The sequence below is a fragment of the Syntrophales bacterium genome (assembly GCA_023229765.1).
Classification (GTDB): Bacteria; Desulfobacterota; Syntrophia; order Syntrophales; family UBA5619; genus DYTH01.
The window spans coordinates 80,269-95,967 of record JALNYO010000009.1 but is presented as its reverse complement, the minus strand read 5'-3'; the positions used below and the strand labels follow the sequence as shown (position 1 = coordinate 95,967).

Annotated in this window: 14 protein-coding genes; 3 read left to right on the top strand and 11 right to left on the bottom strand. The window is 54.4% G+C overall.

Annotated elements, in window-relative coordinates:
- Positions 1 to 39 precede the first annotated feature (39 nt).
- The 4 genes from ahcY to panC all read right to left on the bottom strand — a co-directional run bounded on the left by ahcY (position 40) and on the right by panC (position 3,648).
- Entirely contained in the window at positions 40 to 1,464 is a 1,425-nt protein-coding gene (ahcY, locus tag M0P74_07085; GenBank protein MCK9363345.1) for an adenosylhomocysteinase, read from the bottom strand.
- Positions 1,465 to 1,540: 76 nt separating this feature from the next.
- Positions 1,541 to 2,182, bottom strand: a complete 642-nt coding sequence (locus tag M0P74_07080) for a DUF502 domain-containing protein (protein ID MCK9363344.1) — start codon at positions 2,180 to 2,182, stop codon at positions 1,541 to 1,543.
- 204 nt (positions 2,183 to 2,386) lie between these two features.
- Complete coding sequence (locus M0P74_07075; protein MCK9363343.1) at positions 2,387 to 2,743, bottom strand: aspartate 1-decarboxylase; 357 nt, start codon at positions 2,741 to 2,743, stop codon at positions 2,387 to 2,389.
- Between the two features lie 56 nt (positions 2,744 to 2,799).
- A complete protein-coding gene (panC, locus tag M0P74_07070; GenBank protein ID MCK9363342.1) occupies positions 2,800 to 3,648 on the bottom strand; it encodes a pantoate--beta-alanine ligase in 849 nt (282 codons plus the stop codon).
- A gap of 306 nt (positions 3,649 to 3,954) precedes the next feature.
- Between panC and trxA the strand changes: the two genes are divergently transcribed.
- Positions 3,955 to 4,293, top strand: coding sequence for a thioredoxin (trxA, locus tag M0P74_07065; GenBank protein ID MCK9363341.1), 339 nt, complete (start codon positions 3,955 to 3,957; stop codon positions 4,291 to 4,293).
- 412 nt (positions 4,294 to 4,705) lie between these two features.
- On the opposite strand, the gene M0P74_07060 is transcribed toward trxA, so the two are convergent.
- The 4 genes from M0P74_07060 to M0P74_07045 form a co-directional block, all read right to left on the bottom strand.
- Positions 4,706 to 7,948 carry an efflux RND transporter permease subunit gene (locus M0P74_07060; GenBank protein MCK9363340.1) on the bottom strand — a complete coding sequence of 1,081 codons (3,243 nt, stop codon included), beginning with the start codon at positions 7,946 to 7,948 and terminating at the stop codon, positions 4,706 to 4,708.
- An 11-nt stretch (positions 7,949 to 7,959) separates the two neighbouring features.
- A complete protein-coding gene (locus M0P74_07055; protein ID MCK9363339.1) occupies positions 7,960 to 9,117 on the bottom strand; it encodes an efflux RND transporter periplasmic adaptor subunit in 1,158 nt (385 codons plus the stop codon).
- Positions 9,114 to 10,511: a TolC family protein gene (locus tag M0P74_07050; protein MCK9363338.1), complete on the bottom strand. Its 1,398-nt coding sequence runs from the start codon at positions 10,509 to 10,511 to the stop codon at positions 9,114 to 9,116. The genes M0P74_07055 and M0P74_07050 overlap by 4 nt, the downstream gene beginning before the upstream one ends.
- 68 nt (positions 10,512 to 10,579) lie before the next feature.
- Positions 10,580 to 10,837, bottom strand: a complete 258-nt coding sequence (locus M0P74_07045; protein ID MCK9363337.1) for a DUF2892 domain-containing protein — start codon at positions 10,835 to 10,837, stop codon at positions 10,580 to 10,582.
- Positions 10,838 to 10,992: 155 nt separating this feature from the next.
- Here M0P74_07045 and M0P74_07040 point away from each other — a divergent pair, with 155 nt between their 5' ends.
- Entirely contained in the window at positions 10,993 to 11,670 is a 678-nt protein-coding gene (locus M0P74_07040; protein ID MCK9363336.1) for a Crp/Fnr family transcriptional regulator, read from the top strand.
- Positions 11,671 to 11,707: 37 nt separating this feature from the next.
- On the opposite strand, the gene rsmA is transcribed toward M0P74_07040, so the two are convergent.
- From rsmA to tsaD, 3 genes are read right to left on the bottom strand one after another with little or no spacing between them, the layout of a single operon-like run.
- On the bottom strand, positions 11,708 to 12,538 hold the full coding sequence (gene rsmA, locus M0P74_07035) for a 16S rRNA (adenine(1518)-N(6)/adenine(1519)-N(6))-dimethyltransferase RsmA (GenBank protein ID MCK9363335.1): 831 nt from the start codon (positions 12,536 to 12,538) through the stop codon (positions 11,708 to 11,710).
- A complete protein-coding gene (locus tag M0P74_07030; GenBank protein ID MCK9363334.1) occupies positions 12,535 to 12,984 on the bottom strand; it encodes a DUF2062 domain-containing protein in 450 nt (149 codons plus the stop codon). Before M0P74_07030 ends, rsmA begins: the two co-directional genes overlap by 4 nt.
- Positions 12,981 to 13,988, bottom strand: coding sequence for a tRNA (adenosine(37)-N6)-threonylcarbamoyltransferase complex transferase subunit TsaD (tsaD, locus tag M0P74_07025; GenBank protein MCK9363333.1), 1,008 nt, complete (start codon positions 13,986 to 13,988; stop codon positions 12,981 to 12,983). The genes M0P74_07030 and tsaD overlap by 4 nt, the downstream gene beginning before the upstream one ends.
- Positions 13,989 to 14,084: 96 nt before the next feature.
- Between tsaD and nadB the strand changes: the two genes are divergently transcribed.
- A complete protein-coding gene (gene nadB / locus M0P74_07020) occupies positions 14,085 to 15,695 on the top strand; it encodes an L-aspartate oxidase (GenBank protein MCK9363332.1) in 1,611 nt (536 codons plus the stop codon).
- Positions 15,696 to 15,699 lie beyond the last annotated feature (4 nt).

Here is a 15,699-nt window from a genome sequence, read left to right as displayed (position 1 = left end):
GCGACCATTGGGTCGCCCTTTCGTTGTTGCCAATAGAAATCAATAACGGTAGTTTTCCGCTTTGAACGGCCCCGCAACGGGAACGCCCAGATAGTCCGCCTGTTTCTTCGTCAGTTTTCCCAGCTTCGCTCCGAGCCGCTCAAGATGAAGCATCGCCACCTCTTCGTCCATCTTCTTGGAGAGCGTGTAAACAGCGGTTTTTAATTTGCCGGTTGCCAGTTCCAACTGGGCGAGACACTGGTTGCTGAAACTTGTGCTCATCACAAAACTGGCATGCCCCGTCGCGCAGCCAAGATTGACCAGCCGCCCCTCGGCAAGGACAATGATGCTCTTGCCGGATTTCAACGTCCATTTATCGACCTGCGGCTTGATATTATGGCGTTTGCATTCCGGGTTGCTCTCCAGGTAGTGCATGTCTATTTCGCTGTCGAAATGGCCGATGTTACAGACAATCGCCTCGTTCTTCATCTTCTCCATATCCCTGCCGGTTATCACGTCGCAGCAGCCGGTCGCCGAGACAAAAATGTCTCCCTCCCCGACAACATCGCCCAGCGTCTTGACTTCATACCCCTCCATCGCCGCCTGCAGGGCGCAAATGGGATCAATCTCAACGATCACAACGCGGGCGCCGAACCCCCTCATTGACTGGGCGCAGCCTTTCCCCACATCGCCATAACCGCAAACCACCACCTTTTTCCCGGCAATCATTGTGTCGGTGGCCCTTTTAATCCCGTCGGCAAGGGATTCCCTGCAGCCGTAAACATTGTCGAATTTCGACTTTGTCACCGAATTGTTCACATTGATGGCCGGGAAAAGCAGCTCTTTCCTTTTTTCCATCTGGTAGAGCCGATGCACCCCGGTTGTCGTCTCTTCCGAAACCCCGCGGATTTTTTTCGCCACCTTGTGCCAGTGCTGCGGATCTTCCTTCAGGCCTTTCGCGAGGCGCTCCATGATAATTGACATCTCTTTGTTTTCAGACGGCTTTTTCAGCAGGGAGGGGTCATCCTCCGCCTTCACCCCTTCATGCACAATCAGGGTCGCGTCTCCGCCGTCATCGACGATCAGGTCCGGTCCTGAGCCGTCCGGCCAGGTCAGGGCCTGTTCGGTGCACCACCAGTACTCTTCGAGGGTCTCCCCCTTCCAGGCGAAGACGGCTGCAGAGCCGGCCTTGGCAATCGCCGCGGCGGCATTATCCTGCGTGGAAAAGATGTTGCACGACGCCCAGCGCAGATCAGCCCCCAACTCCTTCAAGGTCTCGATCAGCATCGCCGTTTGAATGGTCATATGCAGACTGCCCATTATTTTCAGCCCCGCGAGGGGTTTCTTCGGTCCGTACTTTTTTCTGATCGCCATCAACCCCGGCATCTCGTTTTCCGAGAGCCGCATCTCCTCCCGTCCCCAGTCCGCCAGGGAAAGATCGGCAACCCGGTAAGGCAACTTGTTCTCGAGCTTCAAAAATTTCATGCGTTAATCTCCTTTTATAATTTTATCGATTGGCGGAAAGCGGATTTACAGCCGCCCGCCTTTATAAAGCATTTCTTCACTTACCACCATTGCCATTAACGGAGACGGCATCCGGGCGATCCCGGGGGATCACGACGCCGGTGGAAATAATAAGGGTAAAGGCCTCCTCAACGGAAATATTGATATCGATAATTTCTTCGCGGGGCACGATAATATAGGTACCGGTCGTCGGGGTGAGGGCATGGGGGAAATACACCCCTAACGTCGGGCCCAATTTCTCCTGGATTTCCCGGTTGGGAGTCCCGGTGACGAAACCGATGCTGTAGATGCCGCGGCGGGGATACTCCACGAGAACTACCCGTTTAAAGCTCTTTGTTTTATTGGTAAACAGACTGTCCGAGATACTTTTTATGGCCTGGTAGATGCTTCTGACCACCGGGATTCTGCCGACAAAGCGCTCACCGAACTCTACAACGCGATTGCCGATATAGCTTGCCGTCACCATGCCGGCAAGCAGGATGAGCAGCACCGTAAAGATCGCGCCCAATCCGGGAACGTGGAAACCAAGCAAAGTATCCGGCTGATACCTCTCAGGGATTACCAAAAGGAGGTTGTCCATAACGCCGATGATAAAAGAGAGGATATAGAGCGTCAGGCCAGCGGGGATTACTACAACAAGACCGGTTAAAAAAAACCTTTTTATTTTCTTTTTAAACATCCAACCTTCACCAGCTGTTCATGAACACTTTCGTTACCAAATGCGACGCTTAATGTCCACCATCATGCATGCACATTCGGTACGCGGCTAAGTATCAGAATCAGCAAATATTTTCAATCGTTTATTTTTTAAAAATGCCGCTGCTGGAAGCTCAAGCTTCACGTGCGAAGACGGCATAAGTAAGGCGCGTTACCAGACGATCGGTCAGGAAATGCTCTTGATACGGTTATTTTCATCGAGCAGGATCTTCCGGGGATGCCAGTTGGCCGCCTCGGATTCATCAACCATCACATAGGTCGCAATGATAATCAGATCCCCCTTGGCAACCTTTCTGGCCGCAGCGCCGTTGAGACAGAACACTCCGGAATCTTTCGGACCGGGAATAACGTAGGTGGAAAATCGCTCGCCATTGGAAACATCATAGATATCGACTTTTTCATAAGGGATGAAATTAGCCGCCTCCATGAGCCCCTCATCGATCGTAATGCTTCCCTCATAATGAAGATCCGCATCCGTAACGGTGGCCCGGTGGATTTTAGACTTAAGCATAAATCTCAACATGAGCATACCTCCCGTGAAAACAAAGTTTAATGTTTTAACTATCAGATAGTTGTATTCTATTTATTCTGAAAAACCAGGTTGTCTATCAACCTTGTCTTTCCGACCCATACCGCCAAGGCAAGAACCGCTTCCCCATCAATCTTATCCACATCCCTGATCGTCGCCGCATCGCAGATCTTGGCGTAATCAATGCGGGTATGGGGAGTATTGGAGATCATCTCCCTCACCTTTTCGAGGATCGGGGCGGCGTTTTGCTCCCCCTGCGCATAGAGGTCGCCGGCAAGCGCCAGGGAACGGCTGAGACACAGGGCAGATTTTCTCTCTGCCGGGCTCAAATAAACGTTCCGGGAACTCATCGCCAGACCGTCAGGCTCGCGGGTTATCTCCATCCCGACAATCTCAATATCCAGGTTGAGATCGCGCACCATCTGCCTGATTGTCACATACTGCTGAAAATCCTTTTTCCCGAAGATCGCCGCGTGCGGTTTGACGCTATGGAAGAGTTTCGTGCAGACAGTCGCAACCCCGCGGAAAAAATTGGGGCGGGAAACGCCGCAGAGGTTTTTTGTTGTCTCCTGAACCTCAACGTATGTCTGATATCCTTCCGGATACATCTCGTGGTTGTCCGGATTGAAAATTACATCGACGCCCACCCCTTCGGCAAGGGCTCTATCCCGTTCAAAATCACGGGGATAGGCCTCAAAATCCTCCGTCGGGGCAAACTGGGTCGGATTTACATAGATGCTGACGACCAGACAATCGCCGGCCTTCCGCCCCATCCTCATCAGATTCAGGTGCCCCTCATGAAAATAACCCATCGTCGGTACGAGGACAATCCTTTGTCCCCGCAACCTTTCGGCTTCCGCAAATTTATGCATCTCATCAACAGTTTTAATTATTTTCATCTTCCGCCACCTGCAAAAAAGCCCCCTCGCCAAAGACGAGGGGGCCTGCAATAAAAACACAGATAATCAATCCCTTACGTCCCAGTCCGCATTCGGATCCAAGCGTTGTTCGCGCCCTATCAGACACCCTGTGGTTTGTCAAGAATTTTGTTTAATTGGCGCTTGCAACTACTCGCAAAACTTCCGCCGTTGATATGGATCAATGACAAGCCCCCGAGCCAGGGGTTATCATGCAGCCATATCCATGATAATCGCCAGATGTAAATAGCAAAAGATAAATACAAACGAATGCGAAAGGGGTATATAATGGAAACGAAAGAGTTTGTCGGACACGCCAATGATGTCACCTTCGAATTGGCTCTGTTAAAAACGGACAAACCGCTGGTGATCGATTTCTGGGCGCCCTGGTGCGGGCCCTGCAGAGCAATCGCTCCGGCGCTGGAAGAGGTCGGCAAGGCTTACGGCGGGCGGGTAAAGGTAATAAAGGTGAACGTTGACGAGTCTCCGAAAACCACCGAGCATTACGGGATCCGGAACATACCGACGCTGCTGTTTTTTTGGGAGGGAAAAGTCCGGGAAACCATCACCGGCATGACGACCAAAGAGAAGCTTGCAGCTTTCATCGACCGGAACCTGCCCGGATAACGGGCGAATAGCAGCGTGAAAATTATTGCAACAGGGAAAACTCAAGGAGGATAAGAATGAACGATTTTTATATTTTATTGATTGTGGTCGCAGTGTGGCTTTTCGTCCAGTTGTGGCTCCTTCCCAAAATGGGCGTCTCGTCCTGACTGCGCTCGGGCTGCTCCGTTGAGAGCGGCAAAAAGAAAGCGGAAGAGATTAAGCCGAAAAACTGACCTCCTATTCTATAAAACTCTCATGACGGCCTGCCGTCACAAAGGGGAATGAAAGCGAAGCTTAATGTTCACAAAATCGAGGGTCGAACCCATTCCCACCCTTTCCCTCCCCTTGAAGGGGAGGGAAGTTGGATGCAATATTTTCAGCAAGTTGAGTTATATTTTCAGTTGAAAAGGGAGTGCGGCAAGGAGAGAAATGCTCATTTCTGTTCCTTTTCCTCTTCGCAGCTTTCCTCCATCTGTTCGGCCATCGGGCAGGTTTTTTTCTGGAAAAACTCAAAATAGAGGAGCGGCACCGCGATCAGCGTCAAGGCTGTGGCGCCGACAGCGCCGAACATCATCGCGATCGCGAGCCCCTGAAAGATCGGGTCGAAGAGCATCACGAACGAGCCGACCACAACGGCCGCGGCGGTCAGGACAATCGGCCGGAAGCGGACAGCGCCGGCCATGATCAGCGCGTTTTCCAAATGCCCCTTGTCGCGCCACTCCATCTCGACAAAATCAATGAGGAGGATGGAATTTCTTACAATTATCCCCGCGAGGGCGATAAAGCCGATCATCGAGGTGGCCGTGAAAAAGGCGCCGAAAAGCCAGTGACCGGGCAGAATCCCCACCAGGGTCAGCGGGATCGGCGCCATGATGATAAGCGGCGTGATGAAATTCTTGAACCAGGCAACGATGAGGACATAAATCAGGATCAGCACCGCGGCAAAGGCCAGCCCCAAATCCCGGAACACCTCGTAGGTTATGTGCCACTCTCCATCCCACTTCATCGAGTATGTGTCCTCCAGCCAGGGCTGAACGGTGGAGTATTGTTTCAGGCCGTAGCCTTCGGGCAGCTTCATCTTTTCGATTGTTTTCTTCATCTTCATAATCGCGTAAACCGGGCTCTCCTCCGTTCCGGCTACATCCCCCAGGACATAGGTCACGTTTTTGAGGTTCTTGTGGTAGATTGTCTTTTCCTCGAAGCCGTCCTGACGCTTCACCAGCTCAGAAAGCGGAATCATGGCCCCTCCAGGAGTCGGCATCCCGATCGATTCCAAGGAAGCGATATCGGCCCTCTTCGCAAGCGGCATCCGCAGAAAGAGTTCTACCGGTTCCTTTTCTTTATCCAGATGGACAACTCCGGCGCCCATTCCATTCAACGCAATTCTCAAACTCTGAGAAACCGCCTCGGCAGTGACCCCGGCCCGGGCCGCCTTGTCCTGATCCACCGCCAAACTTATCTTGGGCTGGTCTTCCTCCACGTACCAGTCCACATCGACCACGCCGTCGGTCTCCGTAAAGACCTTTTTAATCTCGCGGGCAATCTCGATTCGCCGCTTGTCATCGGGACCGTATATCTCCGCCACCAGCGTGCTTAGGACAGGCGGCCCGGGAGGAATTTCCGCCACCTTGACCCGGGCGCCGTAGCGGTCGCCGATTTTCTTCAAGTTCGGCCGCAGCCGCTTGGCGATCCCATGGCTCTGTTCTTTCCTCTCTTCCTTGGCGACAAAATTCACCTGAAGGTCGGCGACTGTGCTGCCGGCGCGCAGAAAGTAGTGGCGCACCAGACCGTTGAAGTTATAAGGGGCGGCCGTTCCAACATAGGTCTGATAATCGGTGACCTCCGGGACGGTTTTCAGATATTCCCCCATCTCTCGGGCCATCGCCGCCGTTTCTTCCAGGGTTGTCCCCTCCGGCAGATCGATGATGACCTGGAGTTCGCTCTTGTTGTCAAAGGGCAGCATCTTGACGGTGACCTTCTTGAGGGGAACCAGCATGACGACCAAAAGCAGCAGAAAGACGACACTCCCCAGAGCCAGCATCCGCTTGAATCTACTCTCCAGCAGGGGCCCCAGGATCCTTTTGTAAATGCGGAACATTTTTCCGCCCTCTTCGGTTACATCGGTCTTTTTCACGTTCTTCAGGACGATGTAGCTGAGCCACGGGCTGACGATAAAGGCAACCAGCAGCGAAAAGATCATCGCCGCCGACGCGCCGACCGGTATCGGGCGCATATAGGGCCCCATCAGGCCGGAGACGAAGGCCATCGGAAGTAGCGCGGCGATCACCGCCAGCGTGGCCAGGATGGTGGGATTGCCCACCTCGGCCACTGCCAGGACGGCGGTTAGCGGTTCGATCTTGTGGAGCTTGAAGTGGCGATGGATGTTTTCCACGACGACGATGGCGTCGTCAACCAGGATGCCGATTGAAAAGATCAGCGCAAAAAGGGTCACCCGGTTCAAAGTGTAGCCGTAGAGGTAGTTGATCAAAAGCGTCAGGGCCAGCGTCACCGGGACGGCGACCGCGACCACAACAGCCTCCCGCCAGCCGAGGGTCAGCGCAATCAGGATTATCACGGCGATGGTGGCCAGCAACATATGCTTCAGCAGCTCGTCGGATTTCTCTTTGGCCGTATCGCCGTAATTCCGGGTTACAGTGACGTTCACATCCCCGGGGATGAGCTTGCCCTTCAGCGCCTCCACCTTTGCCAGCGCCTCGTGCGCAACAAGGCTGGCGTTGGCGCCTTTTTTCTTGGCGATGGTGATGGTAACAGCCTCTTTCTGTCCTGCCGCCTCGCTTTTGATTCCCTTTTGGGCCGCCGCCGCTCCCAGTCCCATGAAAACATAATTAGACGGTTCTTCCGGACCGTCGGCAATCGTGGCCACATCCCGCAAGGTTACGGGTCGGCCGTTAAAAACACCGGCGACTACGCTGCCCACATCTTCGCTGTTTTTCAGAAAAGCCCCCGTTTCCACGAGGTATTCCCTGTTTCCGGTCGGGAAAGAGCCGGAAGGAAGACGGAAGTTTGCCTTCTGCAGCGCGCCCATGATCTGGAAGGAGGACAAATGGTAAGCCTTGAGCTTCGCCGGATCCAGCGTAATTAAAACCTGCCGTTTCTGCCCGCCGATCAGCGAAAACTCGGATACGTCCTGATTCTTCTTGATTTCGTCGCAAACCTCGGCGCCGATCCGCCGGAGTTCATAGCCGGAGTAGCGGTCGCTGTCGCTCCAAAGGGTCAGCGTGAGAATCGGAACGTCGTCAATGGAACGCTGCTTGACCAGCGGCGGCATTACGCCCGGCGGCATCCGATCGAAGTTGGACGAAAGCTTGTTGTTCAGGTTGACAATGCTCTCCTCCATGCCCTGCCCCACATAAAAACGGACAATCGTCAGATTGAAGCCGGGCTTGACGATGGAGTAAACATATTCCACCCCTTTGATTTCCCACAGCAGCTTTTCCATGGGTTTTGTAACCCGGGCTTCCACTTCCTGCGGCGAAGCCCCCGGATAGGCGACGAAGATGTCGATCATCGGCACGAGGATCTGCGGCTCCTCTTCGCGCGGGGTGATAACGACCGCCAGCAACCCGAGCAGCAGAGAGGCAATGATCACAAGCGGCGTCAGCTTGGATTTGATAAACGCCTTGGCAATATTTCCCGATATTCCGATACCTTCCATGATGAATTCCTTTACTTTTCCTTTTTCAGGATTCCGCCGTCCACAGCCTTTTCAACCCCGCCAACGATGATCCGGTCGTTGGGTTTCAGGCCCGACAGGATCTCCAGGCGACCTTCATACTCCCTGCCGGTCCTGACCAGACGGTAGGTGACAATGTTCTGGTCATCCACGGCATAAACTCCGGCAAGCTGCCCCTTTTCAACAACGGCAGCGCGGGGCGCCAGCAGGATTTCTTTCTTACCCTGGGGAATCCTGACTTTGGCGTACAAACCGGTCCTCAGACCGGGGCCGCTTACGGAAACCTTCGCCGTGAAGGAACGCGACATGGGGTCAACTGCCGGAAGAATCTCCTTGATCTTTCCCGTCATCTGCCGGTTGAGGGCCTCGATCGACACCCAAACCGGCGCACCGATCTTCAGCCTGCCGGCGAGGCTTTCATCAACGGCGATTTCCGCCATGTAGTCGGCCGCACTTTCCAACGTCAGAAGCGGCATGCCGGGCACGGCCATGCTCCCCACTTCCGTCTTCTTTTCCGTAACCACACCCTTTACCGGGGAGGTAACCCTGGTGAAACCGAGATAAATCTTTGCTTCGGCAAGACCGGCTGCCGCTCGTTTCACCATCTCCTGCCCGCGCTCATATTCCAGCCCGGCCACTCTTTTTTGTGTCTCAAACTGATCCATCTCCTGCCGGGAGATGGCTTTTTCCTCGTACATCTTTTTATAACGCTGATAGGTAATTTCAACCAACTCGCGATTCTGCTTTCCCGATTCCAGGGCCTTGGCCGCCTCCTGATGGCCCGCCTCAGCCGCATTTACCTTCTGCACCACATCCCGGTCGTCGATGGTCAAGAGCAGTTGCCCCTTCTCCACCGCGTCTCCCTCCTTTACGAGCAGGGAGGTAACCGCCCCCATCATTCGCCCGGCCACATAGCTGGTTTTGGCAGCCCGGATAGTGCCTGCGGCTTCGTAAAATTCATCAACCGCGGTGGGTGTAACCGTTGCGACTGATACACCGCTTATGACCGGCTGCTTTACCGGCGCGGCAACCGGCGCCGCCTTCTCGCCGCAGCCGGTCAGCAGAAGGGCCGCGACCAGCAGCGGAAACAGCGCCTGCAGGAGCGGCCTTTTTTCCTTTTTCTGCCGCCCGCCTATTGTTCGTGCTTTCATTTTGTCCTCCCATTTTGCTCTTCGCTCTGCAACCCCTGGAGAATCGTGCCGCTTGCATAACCGAGGTTGAAGACCGCCAGCTTGTATTCATTTTCCCGGGCCACCCGGTTGGCCCGCGCGTGGTCAAAACTTAACTGTGCGTCCAGCAGATCCACCATCGGCGACAGCGCGCCTTCGTACCGCACCCACACGAGCCGTCGGCCCTCTTCGGCGGTTTTCAGCTCTTCCTGCGCGAGTTCCCTGTTTTTTTCTGCCTCTTTCAGGGTCAGCCACGCCTCGTCCACCTGGAAGGAGACCATCTTTTTCATCCCTTTGAGATACTCTTCCGCCTCAGCGGCCTGGTACCCGGCCTTGATCTTCTCATACCTTGTTTTGGCGCCGTCAAAGAGTTCCCAGCGGAGGAAAGCCATCACCTGCCAGCCGTCCCCCTCGCCGCCCAGCGGGTGGTTGCGGTCATTCCACTGATAGGTTCCGCCCACACCCACCATCGGGTAATAACCAGCTTCGGCCAGTTTGATCTGGTTCCGGGCGTTCTCGGTCCGCAGCTCCAGGGATTTGACATCCCTCCGGGACAGCGCCTGGTTGCGCAACGATTCAATCTCCGGCGCCGGCAGGACGGGCGTATCCGTGAAAACCTCGACCGCTTCCGCGGAGCCGATCATGAGTCCCAGCCCCCGTTTGGCCACGTTGAAATTCTTCTCCGCACTGACAAGCCGCTGCCGGGCCTCTGCCACTGCCGTTGAGGCTCTGAGCGTATCGGAGTAAAGCCCAAGGCCTGCCTCATAGCGAACCTTGGCAAGACGCTCATGCTCCTGCGCATCCTCCAGGGCTTTTTGTGCAACTTGGACATACGCGCCGGCGGTGCCCGCCATCAGGTAGTACTGAACCACCTTGAAGGCCACCTCTTCCTTTTTCCTTTGCAGCGACTCTTCCGAGGCAGCCGCCTCCGTTTTGGACATCGCTATTCCCACATTCGCTTTTTTTACAAAGAGGGGCTGTTCCAGCGTGAAGGCTGTCTGAAAGTCGTTGACGGCCTCCGGATGGTTCAGCGTCTCGGGGACAAAGTCGGCCATTCCGATCCGCTGCTGATTGAGCTTGGTCATGAAGGCGTAAACAGGACTGGCCGTTCGTAAATATCTCTCCTCCAAAGATATTTTGGGCAGCAGGGAACTGCGGGCAATGCCCACCTCCGCACCCTTGGCAGCGTTGGCGTTTCTCTGCGCCTGGAGTTCATGGTTGTTTTTCAGGGCCATCCTTACGGCCTCCTCCAATGTAAGCCTTTCTCCAGCGGCGTTTCCTGTTCCCGTCATCGCCGCCAACAGGGAAAGAATAAAGAAAATGGCGGCGACGGCGCGTTGCTTATGTCTGCTTCTCATTTCGTTTGTTGTTTTCATCTTGCCTCCTGCTGCCTGACGGAACCGCCCCGGGTTGGGTTGAACAAGGAACAAAACTAACGAGGAACTTACCGATTCGTTGCCGCGGTATAGGGATGTTTCGCGTTGCTCTTGGAAAGATTCCCCTTTCGCTCATTATCGCGCGGAACGCCTAACTTTTCCAGAAAAAATATCATCGGACACCATTTTGTAAAAGCGGACTGCAAAAGGTTGAGTCCGACGAAAGCCGTGAAAAACAGCCAATATGGACTGTAGAGATAGGAAAGCAGAACCGAGATCGTGATAAAACTGCCGGCAATCGCCCGTATATATTGTTCCATTTTCATTTTCATTCCCCCTTTTTTCCCCGGCAAAGCGCCGGAGCTGCAAATTATATTTTGTTTCCCTTCGCTCCCTGTGTTAAACATTTTCCAATCTTTGCGCCATAAATACGCGCTCGCGCGCGGAATGTCATTGATCTGAATCAACGGGGAGGATTTTTATGGATATCTTGAAGCAAATGCAGACATTGGACTTATTCCAGGGGCTGCCTGCCGAAAAACTCAAGGCGTTGTCGGAACACGCCCGTTACAGAACCTACAAGGCGGGAGAAATGTTCCTGGGCGAGCTGGATCCCGCCCATGCCTTTTATGTCATCGTCACCGGCCAGGTAAAGCTCTACAAAAGTTCTCCCGAGGGAAGGGAACAGACGCTCAATCTGCTTAGGCCGGGAGACCCCTTCGGCATGTGCACCGCCTTCGCCATCGATTCTTTTCCGGCAAACGCGATGGCCCTTGAAGATAGCAGCCTCCTCTTGATCCCCGGGACGGTCATGGAGGCCGTCGCGATGCAAGAGCCGCGCCTGTTGGTGAACATCATCCAGGTTCTCTCTGATCGCCTCCGGGAATCGATGATCCTGATCGAGTCGTTGTCGCTCAAGGAGCTTCCGCAGCGGCTCGCCTCTTTCCTGCTCCATGCCCAGAGGATGGAGGGCGCACAGGCAAACCAACTGGAACTGACGGTCACGCAGCGGGAGCTGGCCAAGATCCTGGGCGCCACCCCGGAAGCCCTTTCGCGGGGAATCCGGAAAATGAGCAACGCCGGGTTGCTGGCGGTGGACGGCAGGTCGATCCGGATTCTGGATCGGGAGGCACTTAGCGAGCTGGCGGAGGGGGAGTGATCGCTCATTGCCCGGCTACAGAACAGCCGCAAAGCAGCTATTCCCGAATGGCGCTGTCGGCAAGGCAAGCCGTAAGCTGCGTAAACTCTTCCAGAGTCAGGGTCTCCGCCCGTCTTGTCGGCTCAATCCCGCACTCGGCAAAGGAAAAATCAAGCATTTCCCTTGAAAAACCCATATATAAAAGGTTGTTGAAAATGTTCTTGCGCCTGTGAGCGAAGGCGGCATGAACCAGCTTGTCAAAAAGATCATTGCGAGAATCGTCCAAGCCCTCTTTAACGGTCATCCGCACTACAGCGGAAGCAACATCCGGAACGGGATAAAAGCATTGCGGGGGAACCGTCATTTCATAAACTGCGTCCGTATATTTTGCGACCATTACCGAGGGTATTCCATATTTTTTTGTCCCGGGGATAGCGGTGATCCGGTCGGCCAGTTCCTTTTGAAACATCAGGATAACGGACGCTATCGCGTTGCGAAATGACAGCAGGCGAAAGAGAATCGGGGTGGAAATATAGTAGGGAATATTGCCGATAACCTTTATTTTTTTATCTTTGTCAGCGGCGGAAAAATCGTATTTCAGAACATCCTGGCCGAGGACTTGAACGTTTTCAACACCGTCAAAGCGCTCATGCAGAATATTCAACAGTCTGGGGTCTATCTCCAGGGCAATCACCCGGCGGGCCGTTTTGGCCAGTTCCTCGGTCATAAAACCGAGCCCCGCCCCAATCTCTACCACCGTTTCATCCGCCGCAGACGCGGACAGGGCGGCAATCCGCCTCATGATATTCATGTCCGTGAGAAACGACTGCCCCAGTTTCTTCCGGGGGCGAATGTCATAGGCAGCGATCAATTTCCGAACGGTTGTCACGAGGCAGTCCGCTTTCTTATTTTACTGACAAAATAGCGAGCGATAAAATAGGCGGGAACGGCAAAAAACGGGGCCATGCAGATCCCGCCGACCAGGAGCGGCACGAGTATCTCGCGCCCGGCTGACGCAAGTACCCGCAAACTGTAGTCATTAAATTGGAAACCGCTGCCTCCCATGCCGAGGAGAAAACGGCCGAGCTTGTACTGGGAAAGGTAAAGAAGGGGAATGGTAAGCGGGTTGGACACGAGCCAGGAAACAATATAGGCGGCCGATATATTCTGCCGGAAAGTGATCCCGATCAGGACGATCAGCGCCGTATGGAAGGGGATTGTCGGGGTAATGCTGACAAAAACCCCGATTGCCATTCCCATGGCGATCTCCCCGGGGTCGCCCTGGAGGCTGAGAAAGCGCCGATAAAAGTCTCTTAGTTTATCCTGAATGATCATATTGCCGTTGCAAGAGGGATGCGTGATACGGCATTGAGGTCAAGACCGTCTTTAAACCCGCTCTGCAGCAAGTGGGTCCCAACCACCGCGATCATTGCCGCGTTGTCCGTACACAAAATGGCGGGAGGAATAAAAACATCAATTCCTGCGGCTTGGGCCTCACCGTACATTTTCTCCCGCAGGCGGCTGTTCGCGGCAACGCCGCCGCAGACAACAATCCGTTTTGTCGAAACCAGCCGCACGGCGCGGATCGTTTTTTCCGTCAACACATCGCAGATTGCCTCCTGAAAGGAAGCGGCAAAGTCCGGTATTTCTTCGGGCGTTATGGGGAAATCCCTTTTTTTTATCTTCGTCAGGAGGGCTGTTTTCAACCCGCTGAAGCTGAAATCGAGGCTGTCGCGCATCGCCCGAGGAAAATTGAAAGCAAGGGGGTTGCCCTTTTTGGCGAGTCTGTCGATCTCTACCCCGCCCGGATAGCCGATGCCCAGAAGGTTGGCGGCCTTGTCAAAGGCCTCTCCCGCCGCGTCGTCTCTCGTTTGCCCAAGCAGGGTGAAATCCCTGAATCCTTTGACAAGGTAAAGGGAAGTATGACCGCCGGAGACGGCGAGGGCGACAAAGGGAAAGGCGGGGGGATTATCAGTCAGGAATATCGCCGCGATATGACCTTCGAGGTGATTGACGCCGACGAGCGGCAACCCTAAGCCGAAGGCCAGGGCCTTGGCAGTGGAAAGTCCGATCAAAAGCGAGCCCACCAGTCCCGGCCCTTTTGTCACAGCAATTGCGTCAATTTCGTCTATGGTGACGGCCGCATCTTCAAGCGACTGCATGATCACCGGCGCGATCGCCTCGATATGCTTCCGGGAGGCGATTTCCGGAACCACCCCCCCGTAACGTTCATGCACCTTCACCTGGGAGGCAATAACATTGGAAAGCATGGCGCTCCCGTCTTTCACAACCGCGGCGGCCGTTTCATCGCATGAAGATTCTATTCCCAGCACCAGCATCCCAATCCACATCCCCGAATTTTATTTACAAATCGGGGGGAAATATATATAGCTATACCCGTTTTTGCAATTAAACTTTTCAAAGAAGGAATAATCATGGAAATTTATACTGACTTTCTCGTTCTCGGCACAGGAATCGCCGGCCTCAGTTTTGCCATCAAAGCATCGCAATACGGCACCGTGGCGATGGTGACAAAAAAGGAAAAGATGGAATCGAATACCAATTACGCGCAAGGCGGCATCGCGGTGGTTCAGGATGAACTCGACAGCTTCGAGGAGCATATAGCCGACACCCTGGTCTGCGGAGCGGGACTTTCGAAGGAAGAGACCGTCCGTTTTGTCGTGGAAGAGGGACCAGCCCGAATTGAGGAACTCGTTGAATGGGGGGTGGAATTCACCCATTCGACGGAAAATGTCGGCAAGTTTGATCTGGGCCGCGAAGGCGGACACTCCCGCAGAAGGGTTGTGCACGCCAAAGACCTCACCGGCCGGGAAATTGAAAGGGCCCTGAACGAAAAAGCCGGCAACATTGAAAATATCCGGTTATTCGAGAATCATATCGCCATTGATTTGATCATGAAGGCCTCCGCCCTTGGGCAAAAAACCGAAAAGGACCGGTGTATCGGCGCTTATGTCCTCGATATCAACGGCAGGGAGGTTCATACCTTCCGGGCAAAATTCGTAATGATGGCAACCGGAGGCATCGGCAAGGTATATCTTCTTACCACCAACCCCGACATCGCGACGGCAGATGGGGTGGCGATGGCCTACCGGGCGGGGGCAAAAATCGCCAATATGGAATTTATCCAGTTTCACCCGACCTGCCTCTACCACCCCGACGCCAAATCCTTTCTGATCAGCGAGGCGGTTCGCGGCGAAGGCGGGGTGCTGAAGCTGAAAAACGGCGATACCTTTATGGAAAAATACCATCCCTTCCAGAGCCTGGCGCCGCGAGATATCGTCGCCCGGGCGATTGACACGGAGCTGAAGAAATCGGGCGACGAGTGCGTTTTTCTCGATATCACCCATAAAGGGCGGGAGTTCCTCTCCGCAAGATTCCCCAACATCTATGGGAAATGCCTTGAATTTGGAATCGATATGGCAACGGAGCCGATTCCCGTGGCCCCCGCGGAGCACTACCTCTGCGGCGGGATTGTCGTGAACGAAACCGGCGAGACCTCCCTCCCGGGACTCTTTGCCTGCGGCGAGGTTTCCTGCACGGGACTGCATGGCGCCAACCGGCTGGCAAGCAATTCGCTTCTGGAAGCCGCCGTCCTCGCCCACCGCTCCGCGAACCGGGTCGCGGAATTGTTCAGGGAACTTCGGCAGGAAGAGACTATTCCCATTCCCCCCTGGGACCCGCGGGGGGCGACAGAAATTAACGAGGCAATCTTCGTCACATACAACTGGGAAGAGATACGCCGCTGCATGTGGCAGTATGTGGGCATCGTCCGCTCCGACCGGCGCCTGCAGAGGGCGCAACACCGGATTGACATGATAAACCGGGAAATAGACGAGTATTACCGGGACTTCCTTGTAACGAGGGATCTGCTGGAGTTGCGCAATATCGCGCTCACAGCGAAGCTTATCGTCACCTGCGCCAGAATTCGCAAGGAAAGCCGCGGCTTGCACTACAATCTCGACTATCCCGAAAAAAACGACCGTGTCTGGCTAAAAGACACGGTCATCTCGAGAAACGATTTATAAAACC

Coding starts and splice junctions, on each gene's coding strand:
- M0P74_07030 (MCK9363334.1), bottom strand. CDS start 12,984: ATGATCATTCAGGATAAACTAAGAGACTTTTATCGGCGCTTTCTCAGC.
- M0P74_07055 (MCK9363339.1), bottom strand. CDS start 9,117: ATGAAAGCACGAACAATAGGCGGGCGGCAGAAAAAGGAAAAAAGGCCG.
- ahcY (MCK9363345.1), bottom strand. CDS start 1,464: ATGAAATTTTTGAAGCTCGAGAACAAGTTGCCTTACCGGGTTGCCGAT.
- M0P74_07040 (MCK9363336.1), top strand. CDS start 10,993: ATGGATATCTTGAAGCAAATGCAGACATTGGACTTATTCCAGGGGCTG.
- tsaD (MCK9363333.1), bottom strand. CDS start 13,988: ATGCTGGTGCTGGGAATAGAATCTTCATGCGATGAAACGGCCGCCGCG.
- M0P74_07060 (MCK9363340.1), bottom strand. CDS start 7,948: ATGGAAGGTATCGGAATATCGGGAAATATTGCCAAGGCGTTTATCAAA.
- M0P74_07045 (MCK9363337.1), bottom strand. CDS start 10,837: ATGAAAATGGAACAATATATACGGGCGATTGCCGGCAGTTTTATCACG.
- M0P74_07075 (MCK9363343.1), bottom strand. CDS start 2,743: ATGTTGAGATTTATGCTTAAGTCTAAAATCCACCGGGCCACCGTTACG.
- M0P74_07080 (MCK9363344.1), bottom strand. CDS start 2,182: ATGTTTAAAAAGAAAATAAAAAGGTTTTTTTTAACCGGTCTTGTTGTA.
- panC (MCK9363342.1), bottom strand. CDS start 3,648: ATGAAAATAATTAAAACTGTTGATGAGATGCATAAATTTGCGGAAGCC.
- trxA (MCK9363341.1), top strand. CDS start 3,955: ATGGAAACGAAAGAGTTTGTCGGACACGCCAATGATGTCACCTTCGAA.
- M0P74_07050 (MCK9363338.1), bottom strand. CDS start 10,511: ATGAAAACAACAAACGAAATGAGAAGCAGACATAAGCAACGCGCCGTC.
- nadB (MCK9363332.1), top strand. CDS start 14,085: ATGGAAATTTATACTGACTTTCTCGTTCTCGGCACAGGAATCGCCGGC.